Genomic DNA, 2200 nt, shown 5'->3' with positions numbered 1-2200 from the left:
GGGTTCCAGCATTTCGCCCACTTCTTTGAACATTTCCCCGGACATCATCAGATCGGATACGAAATATTCGCCGGCACTGAACAATTCACCAACCTTGATCATCCCGGCTTCCCCTTCTTTAAGAATCTCTAAGGGATCGGTACCGTTATCGAGTTCTTGCTGTACTGCTTCCATCAGCTCGTCCATTTCCAATTTTGCCAGCAATTCACTAATTTTCGCCATTTATTTATCCTCCATTTGATTTGATTTTATTCTTTTGTAATCATTTTCTGGCAATTGCCCGATTTTATAAAATCCCGCAAACACCTATCGAACATTTTGCCATGGAGAATCATCATCAAAATTAACAGAATTTTTTTTTAATTAATGAAAATGACTTATCATTTTATCGGATTTATGTTAAAATTTTGATGAGATCTCCTTCAAAGTTTCGTTTCTACCGATCGATGGCCCCCAATGCCTAACGGTAGCAAACGTTGAGATCTCGTTTATTTTTTTTGCATTTATTATACCTCCATATTTTTTTATAATACCGACTAGCAATCGGTTATTATCATTCTTAATACTCTTGCGCTACCTCATGTATTGCAATAAGATTTTCGAATTTTGATTTTGTTGGAGCATCACAACCGGCAGCCAAAAATACGCCTTTTACACCAATGTCATCCAGCAGTCTGCGGACATAATCCTTGACTTCATCAGGAGTGGATACGACTAACATTTGAGACGGAACATCTCCCATAAATGCAACGTGATCACCTAAAACTTTCCGGGCTATTCTTAAGTCGGTCATGCCATCGGTATTAATAATACATTTTTTTGCCGGTAATTCTAAAAATCGTTCTAAATCTCGATTCCAATTCTGGTCTAAATGCAAGATTGGTGTGATTCCTCGATCAATTAGGGCTAATGCAATTTTATGCATATAAGGCCATACCAAGTTATCCCAAATTTTTGGGCTGACAAGACCTGACGCTCCACGCCAACCACCAATCCATTCACCGATGACATAATCACTAACTGGTCGTGAAGCGATCATTTTCAGCTGTTCTTCCAGCATGACATCTTGAGCTTCTTTAATTAAATCCGGTTTTCGATAGCAATCCATAAAGAATGCGCTCATTGAACGTCCGCCGCATAATGTTTCAAACGGAGGGCAGCTCACACCACTCGTTAAAACCGGATACCCTGCATCGGTATATTTTTGAAAAGTCATATCATCATCTTTTGCATGATATGCAAAGAATTGTTCAATCTTTTTCATGTCGATGACTTGAGGCAATATTCGATCCCTTACAGCTGCTGATCCTTCTTTAATAATAAGTTCATAATCGCCATCTTGAATCATTTTTTTCTCGTCAACCTGCCAGATTTCATTTTCATCTAATTCCTCACCTGGCATTTTAACGCTAGACCACCACATCATACTTAAAGATGCTCGAATCAAACCTGGATAACCAAAATTAATACAATCAACAGGAGCTATTGCATTCATACGATTAACAAAATCGATGAAACATTTTAAACCAGCATCTGTATCTGAAATATATTTAGCCAATGAGATATCGGAATAGGTTGGTGGTACACCTTGTCCCATATAGCAGCCAACAACATGTTCGTTTTCATGATTTATGCAAGCTTGAACTTTTTTTAATCGTTCATCATATATTGGGTTCGTTTTCATCATAACATCTCCTTACATAATCTTACGGCTGATTGGGCATCGTCGCCAACTGCATCCGCGCCGGTGTATCTGACCACTGATTCGTCGGTGGGTCCGCCACCGATGATAATTTTGACCTGATCTCTGAGACCGGCTTCCTCAACGGCTTTGACAGTGTTTGAGATGGAATCATAGGCGGTGGTCAATAAACAGGATAATGCCAAAATCGGTGCGCCTGATTCCTTCAGGGCATTGACGAACACTTCCGGTTTGGCATCAACCCCGACATCAATGACATCAAATCCGCCTGATTTGAGCATGACATAGACCAGATCTTTACCGATATCGTGGATATCCCCTTCAACGGTTCCCAGTACGACTTTTCCCAGAACTTCTCCGGTTTTTCCGGCCAGGTGGGGTTCCAGCATTTCGCCCACTTCTTTGAACATTTCCCCGGACATCATCAGATCGGATACGAAATATTCGCCGGCACTGAACAATTCACCAACCTTGATCATCCCGGCTTCCCCTTCTTTA

General features: G+C 40.7%; 3 protein-coding genes. All 3 read right to left on the bottom strand.

Going from position 1 to position 2200, the window contains the following annotated elements:
• The coding region (locus tag ACEW8F_RS14000) for a B12-binding domain-containing protein (protein ID WP_373484084.1) at nucleotides 1-222 on the bottom strand (222 nt) is incomplete at its 3' end.
• 337 nt (nucleotides 223-559) lie between these two features.
• Entirely contained in the window at nucleotides 560-1687 is a 1128-nt protein-coding gene (locus tag ACEW8F_RS13995; protein WP_373484083.1) for a uroporphyrinogen decarboxylase family protein, read from the bottom strand.
• On the bottom strand, nucleotides 1684-2200 hold a 517-nt coding region (locus ACEW8F_RS13990), incomplete at its 5' end, for a B12-binding domain-containing protein (protein ID WP_373484082.1). The genes ACEW8F_RS13995 and ACEW8F_RS13990, both read right to left, overlap by 4 nt.

Source organism: Acetobacterium sp., assembly GCF_041752335.1.
Lineage (GTDB): Bacteria > Bacillota > Clostridia > Eubacteriales > Eubacteriaceae > Acetobacterium.
Note: the sequence above shows the minus strand (reverse complement) of the source record. Positions and strands in the feature narration are given on the sequence as shown.